Origin of the sequence: Rothia sp. HMSC067H10, from assembly GCF_001810635.1 — a bacterium.
Classification (GTDB): Bacteria; Actinomycetota; Actinomycetes; order Actinomycetales; family Micrococcaceae; genus Rothia; species Rothia dentocariosa.
Window position 1 is genome coordinate 57,437 of record NZ_KV802313.1, and the last position, 7,508, is coordinate 64,944.

Below are 7,508 nucleotides of genomic sequence, written 5' to 3' on the forward strand. Positions count from 1 at the left end.
TATTCAAATAAAGGCTCTTTTTATGCTCGGTCAGTAGGCGACTAGATTCCCTCTGGGAGGATGCGCACCCCGCCCTTATCGGCAGAGGCGGCCAGCATCCCGTAAACCTTCAGCGCCTTCGAGACCTGACGTTCGCGCGGCTTAGTGGGCTTCCATGGGAGGGCGCCCTTCGCCTTGCGCCGCGCCTCCAAAACCTCGTCCGGCACATTCGCCCGCAGGATGCGGTTGTGTACGTCGATCTCGATCTCGTCGCCGGTTTCCAACAGGCCGATAGCACCACCGGCGGCAGCCTCCGGCGAAACGTGGCCAATCGAAATGCCCGAAGTGCCGCCCGAGAAACGCCCGTCGGTAATGAGTGCGCAGCTTTTGCCCAGGCCCAGGCCTTTCAGGTACGAGGTGGGGTACAGCATCTCCTGCATGCCGGGGCCGCCCTTCGGGCCCTCATACTGAATCACCACAATATCGCCGGGTTTCACGTGCTTCGACAGAATCTCAAACACGGCTTCATCCTGCGACTCAACCACGAATGCCTTACCCACGAAGTGGAAAAGTTCTTCATCAATGCCGGCGGATTTGATGATCGCACCGTTCTGGGCGATATTACCGCGCAGAACCGCCAGACCGCCGTCTTTCGTGTAAGCATGCTCCACAGCGCGAATGCACCCGTTTTCGGCGTCCGTCTCATGCGATTCGTACTTGTTCGCGGTCGAGAACGCCTGCGTGGTACGCACCCCGCCGGGCGCGGCAAGGTACAGTTCGTGAGCCTGCTCGCTCGCGGTACCGGAACGGATATCCCATTCGGCAAGCCATTCGTCCAGCGAATCCGCATGAACAGAATGAACGTTCTTGTTGAGCAGTCCGGCGCGGTCAAGCTCGCCCAGCAGCGCGGGGATACCGCCCGCACGGTGCACATGCTCAATGTGATACTTCGTAGAGTTCGGTGCAACCTTTGCCAGACAGGGCACATGGCGCGAAATACGGTCGATATCGTCCAGGGTGAAATCAACCTGCGCCTCGTGGGCAATCGCCAGAATATGCAGCACGGTGTTGGTGGAACCGCCCATAGCCACATCCAGCGCCATAGCATTCTCGAATGCTTCCTTGGTGGCGATTGAGCGCGGCAGAACAGACTCGTCATCCTGCTCGTAGTAGCGCTTCGCCAGGCCAACAATGCGCTTACCCGCCTGCAAAAACAGCTCTTTACGCGCGATCTGGGTCGCAAGCGTGGTACCGTTGCCGGGCAACGCCAGACCAATCGCCTCGTTCAGGCAGTTCATGGAGTTTGCGGTAAACATACCCGCGCATGAACCACACGTGGGGCAGGCGTTCTTCTCAATCTGGGCGAGCGCGGTATCGCTCACGGAATCGTCTACCGCCATGACCATCGCATCCACCAGATCCAGGCGGTGCTCCACAACGCCTTCAACGCCCTCGCCGGATTCCATAGGACCGCCTGACACGAAAATTGTGGGAATATTCAGGCGCATCGCCGCCAAGAGCATACCGGGGGTGATCTTGTCGCAGTTCGAGATACATACGAGCGCATCCGCGCGGTGAGCGTTCACCATGTATTCGACCGAATCGGCAATGAGGTCGCGTGAGGGCAGGGAATAGAGCATGCCGTCGTGGCCCATCGCAATGCCGTCATCAACCGCAATGGTGTTGAATTCTTTCGCCACGCCGCCAGCCTCACGAATAGCGCCAGCCACCAAGTCGCCCATATTTTTCAGGTGCACATGACCGGGTACGAACTGGGTGTAAGAGTTGGCAATCGCAATAATCGGTTTGCCGAAATCATCATCACCCATGCCGGTTGCGCGCCATAGAGCGCGGGCACCCGCCATATTGCGACCGTGAGTTGAGGTGCGTGAGCGTAATTCGGGCATGTCTTTACCTTCCGTTGTGATGCATCTATAGATTCTACGCGCAGGCGTGCGCCCAATCATCGAAGGGTTACTTTGGTTTCATATGTTGGCATGCCGTGATGCTTGGTCATGAGCTGTGCCTGTGGCGCGCCGAAGGGTGAGTGTGAATGCGGCGCGCACCTTATACCGCGGGGCGGGCAAGGATGCCGGATCTGCGGCAGATTTGCCCCCTTGAGAATATATCCCCGTGCAGCGTGGAATGAGTCTATTATGCCCCCTATGCTGGTGGGGTAAGAACTCCCGCCGCGTGATTTGCGCCAGCTAGCGAACAAACGCTACGCAAACGCACGAAGACTCGTACGGCAGCCCCCTTTATCTTCTCCATTAGATGTATCTTCTATGTCTCACTCCCCCGCACAGTTCCGCAGCACCGTGATCTACCAGATCTACCCGAAGTCATTCTATTCCGCGCACGGTCGGCCAACCGGTGATATTCGCGGCATTATCGAGAAGGTGCCCTATGTGGCATCGCTGGGGGTGGGCATGGTGTGGTTCAACCCGTTCTTCGCCTCGCCCCAGCACGATAACGGCTACGACATTTCCGACTACTACGCCATTAACCCTGAGTTGGGCACGATGGAGGATGTTGTGGAGATGATCGCCGCTTTCGGGGAGCACGGCATCGGGGTCATGTTCGATATGGTGCTCAACCATGTTTCGACTGAACACGAGTGGTTTAGGCGGGCGCAGGCGGGCGAGCGCGAGTACTGGGATTATTTCTATCTTCGCCCAGGGTGGGTTCAGTCTGACGGCACGGTGGTTCCGCCCACGAACTGGGAGTCAAAGTTTGGCGGTTCGGCCTGGGCGCCTTTCACCGATACGGCGGGTAAGGTTTATCGGGACGAATCGGGGGTGCCGCTGTACTATCTGCACCTTTACGACGTCACACAGGCTGATCTGAACTGGTACAACCCCGCCGTGCGTGAGGAACTCTATAAGGTCGTCAATTTCTGGTATGACAAGGGTGTTCGCGGGTTCCGCTTCGATGTCATTAACGTGATCGGCAAATCCGAAGAGCTTGAGGATGCGTCCGCCGGGGTGATCGATAAGACCCTGTATACCGACACGCCCATCGTGCACACGCGTCTGCGGGAGCTGAACCGCGCATCTTTCGGACGGTATGGGGATACCGTGACCGTGGGTGAAATGTCTTCGACGAGCATCGAGAACTGCGTGGGCTACTCCAACCCTGAGAACCGCGAGCTCGATATGGTGTTTAGTTTTCACCATCTGAAGGTGGATTATGAGGACGGCGAGAAGTGGTCGAAGGTGCCGTTCCGCTTTGCTGAGCTGAAGGGACTGCTCAACGATTGGGCGCTGGGCATGCAGGCGGGCGGCGGGTGGAATGCGCTGTTTTGGAATAATCATGATCAGCCGCGCGCACTCAACCGTTTTGGCGACGTTCAGCGGTATCGGGCGGAATCTGCGACCATGCTGGCGACCGTGATTCACCTGCTGCGCGGCACCCCCTATATTTATCAGGGCGAAGAGATCGGCATGATTGACCCGGTGTATTCTTCGATTGACGACTACGTGGACGTTGAGGCCCATAACGCTTTTAAAGCCCTGCGTGCGCGGGGTCTCTCAGAAGGCGAGGCGCTTGAGGTTGTGCGTGCCAAGGCACGGGATAATTCGCGTGTTCCCATGCAGTGGGAGTCTGGTGCCGGTGGGGATTGTGGAGCGGTTGGATTTGGTACCGCCGCTCCCTGGCTGGCGCCCGCGCCCAGTGTGGATGCGGCAACCGGCGCGGGTATTTCGGTGGCGGATGAGGAACGTGACGGCATGATTTTGCCGTACTATCGCGAGCTGATTCGCCTGCGCGGGCAGTACCTTGTGATTTCTGAAGGCAGTTACGCGCCCTATGCGCTCGACCATGAGCGGGTCTTTGGGTACCTGCGAGAACATATCGCCGAAGGAACGCGCACGCGGTTGTTGGTGCTCAATAATTTCTTTGGGGACGAGACGGCGGTGCGTGTTCCCGCCGAGTTCATGCCGGGCGAGGTTCTGGACGCGCTCACCGACGGTGAAGGCTCGCGAGTTCCAGCGGACGCACGGTCTGCACGGGTGCTTTTGTGTAATTACAAGAATCCGCTCGGTCAGGTTAGCGGTGTTTCCGTATCCGATCCCCGCGAGGTTGAGGTTACGCTGCGTCCCTACGAATCGCTGGCTTTGGTCGTGGAAGAGCCCATAGCTTCTTTTTAGATCGCCAGATTAATTGCTCGGTTACCCACGCGGTTACATGGGCATTTACATATATGGTTACATGCGCGAGCAGGTGGTTTTTGGTCCGAGCAGGTAGGAAAATCCTACCTGTTCGGCAAAAAACGACCTGCTCGCGGTTTACAAGGCGGTTAAAGTGGGAGCATGAGTTTTGATTACATGCCTTCCGAAACCTTCCAACGTGCCGACCTTGACTTGCTTCTGAGCGTACGGGTTGACGTGGCTCAGGTGCCGGGCGGCGCATCCCAACGGCAGATTTTGGATGCAGTACGCACCTTCTTGGGGTCCCTCACTCATGACGATTCCGCCGATGGGCACGCGATTGACCCGGTTCTGGGGTTTGCGCGCCCCTACTATGCGGGCGGGTTTACAGTGGGCGTGGTGCCCGCATCCGGGCGGGGCAAGGTGGCGCTCGCCGGGATCCATGAGGGAGCACAGGCTGTTGGGTTAGGCAGGTTCAGCGAACCTTTGAAGGGCAAGGCTGGTTGGCGCATCGTGACGTCGGTGGTGGTCTCTAGCGCGGGCGAGGATGTGCTGGATTCCCTAGAGGCTGGCATCGAATACCTGACGGATGCGCTCGATAACCTGCGGGTAGGCCTCTCCCTCACGGAACTCCCGGCCGTTTAGAGTCCTCTCCCCTCTCCAGTTTCTCCGACCGTCAAACCGTCAAAAGAGCCTTGATGATGAATAAAGCGGGATTTCCAACTCTTTATTCATCGTCAAGGCTCTTTTTATGCGCCCGGAAGAATTAGTGCGTAGGCGCAGGGTCGTCCTGCGCATTAGAAAAGACGGTTCCGCCGCGGGACATGCACACTTCTTGCGCCCGGCCCGAGTCAATGTAGTCGAAAAGTAGTTTCTGATCCTCTTCAGAGTAGGCCTTAGCCCAACGGTTATTCAGGATGCGGAAGGTTAGCTGGGCTTGGAGATAGGCTAGGTTGGCGCATACGCTTGATGCCTGCACAGAGTTTATATCTCGCCCATTATTGACTATTTTGCCGCTCCCTTGCAGAACAATTCTGGTTTCATAACCGTCATCATAGACGTTGTATCCCGTAATGTTCTTATATTCAATCTTATTTTTATGCCCTTTGAAGGTACATGTTTCAACAAAGCTTCGGGTTATCATTACGTATGTATTAAAATAAATTAAAGTTACGCCAATAACTATTATTGAAACAACAAACATAATAGCAATAGAGACATATACGTTCGTGGAACTATATAAGGATGCAAAAAGCATGGCACCCATAGCAACTAGACTTAATAAAAACTGCACGAGACCAAGAGGTTTTATGCGTTGTTCCTTAAAGTTGTCTGGATCATTCTTCTGACTACTCTTCGACAGATATTCTTTAAGACCATTTGACATTTTAGAAGGCTGAAAATCTTCCATGACGTACATTCCTTTATTCATTCATTTTTATTACAAGAATTGACAGTAAGATAATCTGGTACGTTTATAAAATTACTCCTTACTTTCCCGGTATGGACTATTATCGTTCTCTGGGAAAACAAAACCGCTTTGCTCCAAACAAATCTCACGCGCTTTCCCAGAAGAAATATACTCCTGAATCAAGTTCTGATCCTCATCAGACTCAGGCTCAGCCCACCGCTCATTCAAAATACGAAACGCCAACTGCCCCAAAACATACCCAAAATTAGCCCAATTACTATGAAGTTCAACAGACTCAGCAGAATACTTATGACCCTCTACTAGGGGACCACCCAAATATAAACCATCCTCAAAATTATTATTATGATCGTACCTCTCGTGATACCCATATTTGCGAATACGACGATATTCAATCTTTTCAACAAACCGGAGAAAAGTACGCCGCAACACATACGAACGCGTAATCTCCACATACGCATTCCGATACCACGCATAAAACAATAGACAACTAAAAATAATAACCAATTCTGCCGCAATAAAAGCTATAATTCCACCAGAATTAAGCCATCCCCTAGAGAAATCGACAATAAATATTATCAACGCCACAATACTCGCGATGAAAAATCCCCAAGCGGCAACCAGCAAAAATCCCATCCGGTGTATATTCTTTTTACCTGTAGACTTCCCTCGATTACGTTTCGACAGAAAACTCCGCCCAAAAGCAGAAAGTAGGGGACCCAAAAACGCGTTATCCACAGCAAACCGCCAAAGATGAATTAGTTGCCCTCATCAGATGAACTCTCCGAAGATTTCTTATCATTTTCAGGAAAATTAGCCCCACCAGAAGACATAACCATCTCCCACGCCTGCCCCGAACGCATATAATCCCTCAGCATACCCTGATCATCATCCGAGTCAGCCTCAGCCCAACGCTCCTGCTCCATACGAAACACCATCTGAGCCTGAATATACGCCAAACTGGCCTGCACACTCGTCACAAGTACCGATCCCGTACCAGCAGAACTATCACTAAATAAAACTATCCCAGATTCCTCACGATTGCCATACGCACGAAACATATTCACATCTTTAAAATAAACCTTCTGCACACGCCTCAATAGATCACGACGCAACACATACGTACGCGTAATCTTCACATAAGCATTCCGGTATAAGATATATAGAAAAATACCACAGACAGAACAAACTAATACTGTTGAGTAAAATTCAAAAGCAAGGGGTTTATTGAATAAAACCTGTGTTATTAATAACACTAAAGCCCCAAAAGCAAAAATCCAAAAACCACAGGCTGCAAATAAGAGCAAACCTATGCGGTGAACATTAGATTTACTCGTTTTATTCTGGTTACGCTTCGACAGAAAATTCCGTCCAAAAGCAGAAAGTAGGGGACCCAAAAATGCGTTATCCATAAAAGCCCGCCTGAACCATGAAGATCCTACTCATTAGATGAGTCTTCCTCAGACGAATCTTTGTATGGACTATTGTCATTCTCAGGGAAGACAAAACCGCTTTGCTCCAAACAAATCTCACGCGCTCGACCCGACGACACATACTCCTGAATCAAGTTCTGATCCTCATCAGACTCAGGCTCAGCCCACCGCTCATTCACAATACGAAACGCAAGCTGCCCCAACACATACGACATATTCACCCAGTTACTATGAAGCTCTATCCCTTCATCAAAATATCCTTCATCATTATAGGGACCATCAATATATAATCCATCCTCAAAATTATTGTCACGATCCGTCCGCTCATAGTATCCAAAATCACGAATACGACGATATTCAACCTTTTCAACAAACCGGAGAAAAGTACGCCGCAACACATACGTACGCGTAATCTCCACATACGCATTCCGATACCACACATAAAACAACAGACAACTAAAAATAATAACCAATTCTGCCGCAACAAAAGCTATAATTCCACCAGAATTAAGCCATCCC

Annotated in this window: 7 protein-coding genes; 2 read left to right on the plus strand and 5 right to left on the minus strand. The window is 52.3% G+C overall.

Annotation, left to right across the window (positions count from 1 at the left end):
• Positions 1-41 precede the first annotated feature (41 nt).
• Positions 42-1,886 (minus strand): dihydroxy-acid dehydratase, encoded by a 1,845-nt coding sequence (ilvD, locus tag HMPREF2756_RS06080; protein ID WP_070619340.1) that lies wholly within the window; start codon positions 1,884-1,886, stop codon positions 42-44.
• 378 nt (positions 1,887-2,264) lie between these two features.
• On the opposite strand from ilvD, the gene HMPREF2756_RS06085 reads away from it, so the two are divergent.
• Both HMPREF2756_RS06085 and HMPREF2756_RS06090 read left to right on the plus strand, forming a co-directional pair.
• Positions 2,265-4,127: an alpha,alpha-phosphotrehalase gene (locus HMPREF2756_RS06085; RefSeq protein ID WP_070619343.1), complete on the plus strand. Its 1,863-nt coding sequence runs from the start codon at positions 2,265-2,267 to the stop codon at positions 4,125-4,127.
• Positions 4,128-4,289: 162 nt separating this feature from the next.
• A complete protein-coding gene (locus HMPREF2756_RS06090) occupies positions 4,290-4,772 on the plus strand; it encodes a hypothetical protein (protein WP_070619346.1) in 483 nt (160 codons plus the stop codon).
• Between the two features lie 121 nt (positions 4,773-4,893).
• Here HMPREF2756_RS06090 and HMPREF2756_RS06095 read toward each other — a convergent pair whose 3' ends face one another.
• From HMPREF2756_RS06095 to HMPREF2756_RS06110, 4 genes are all read right to left on the minus strand, one after another.
• Positions 4,894-5,538 (minus strand): hypothetical protein, encoded by a 645-nt coding sequence (locus tag HMPREF2756_RS06095; RefSeq protein ID WP_070619348.1) that lies wholly within the window; start codon positions 5,536-5,538, stop codon positions 4,894-4,896.
• Positions 5,539-5,610: 72 nt separating this feature from the next.
• Complete coding sequence (locus HMPREF2756_RS06100) at positions 5,611-6,294, minus strand: hypothetical protein (protein ID WP_141747835.1); 684 nt, start codon at positions 6,292-6,294, stop codon at positions 5,611-5,613.
• Between the two features lie 20 nt (positions 6,295-6,314).
• Positions 6,315-6,968, minus strand: a complete 654-nt coding sequence (locus HMPREF2756_RS11190) for a hypothetical protein (protein ID WP_141747836.1) — start codon at positions 6,966-6,968, stop codon at positions 6,315-6,317.
• A 26-nt stretch (positions 6,969-6,994) separates the two neighbouring features.
• A partial coding sequence (locus HMPREF2756_RS06110) for a hypothetical protein (protein ID WP_210393533.1) occupies positions 6,995-7,508 on the minus strand: 514 nt, incomplete at its 5' end.

Coding starts and splice junctions, on each gene's coding strand:
- ilvD (WP_070619340.1), bottom strand. CDS start 1,886: ATGCCCGAATTACGCTCACGCACCTCAACTCACGGTCGCAATATGGCG.
- HMPREF2756_RS11190 (WP_141747836.1), bottom strand. CDS start 6,968: ATGGATAACGCATTTTTGGGTCCCCTACTTTCTGCTTTTGGACGGAAT.
- HMPREF2756_RS06085 (WP_070619343.1), top strand. CDS start 2,265: ATGTCTCACTCCCCCGCACAGTTCCGCAGCACCGTGATCTACCAGATC.
- HMPREF2756_RS06090 (WP_070619346.1), top strand. CDS start 4,290: ATGAGTTTTGATTACATGCCTTCCGAAACCTTCCAACGTGCCGACCTT.
- HMPREF2756_RS06095 (WP_070619348.1), bottom strand. CDS start 5,538: ATGGAAGATTTTCAGCCTTCTAAAATGTCAAATGGTCTTAAAGAATAT.